A 433-nucleotide genomic window follows, 5' to 3' on the forward strand; every position below is an offset into this window, starting at 1 on the left:
ACTGGTTGCTGTGACCTTTGCTTCAAACACCACCGGTTCAATTGTTGATGTCGCGAAAGTTATAGAGCTTGCACACCAACACGGCGCTCAGGTGTATGTTGATGCTGTGCACTATGCGCCACACCATTTGATTGACGTTCAGCAGTTGAATTGTGACTTCTTAGCGTGTTCGGCATACAAGTTTTTCGGTCCTCATCTTGGAATTGCTTACATAGGCCCCCAATGGTTGCATACATTAAAGCCATACAAAGTTGAACCTGCGACCAACATTGGTCCTGGCCGGTTCGAGACTGGAACACAAAGCTTTGAGGCCTTAGCTGGTTTTACCGCTACAGTGGAATACTTGGCACAGTTTGGTGAGCCTACGGGTTCATTACGTTCTCGCTTAGAGCAAAGCTACGCGCTTTATAATAAGCATGAAAGCCAATTGAGC

1 protein-coding gene is annotated in these 433 nt (G+C 46.9%); it reads left to right on the forward strand.

Going from position 1 to position 433, the window contains the following annotated elements; genetic code table 11:
• A partial coding sequence (locus tag A3712_RS07655) for an aminotransferase class V-fold PLP-dependent enzyme (protein WP_157618723.1) occupies positions 1-433 on the forward strand: 433 nt, incomplete at both ends.

Origin of the sequence: Vibrio sp. HI00D65, from assembly GCF_001635455.1 — a bacterium.
In the GTDB taxonomy this organism is placed as follows: domain Bacteria; phylum Pseudomonadota; class Gammaproteobacteria; order Enterobacterales; family Vibrionaceae; genus Vibrio.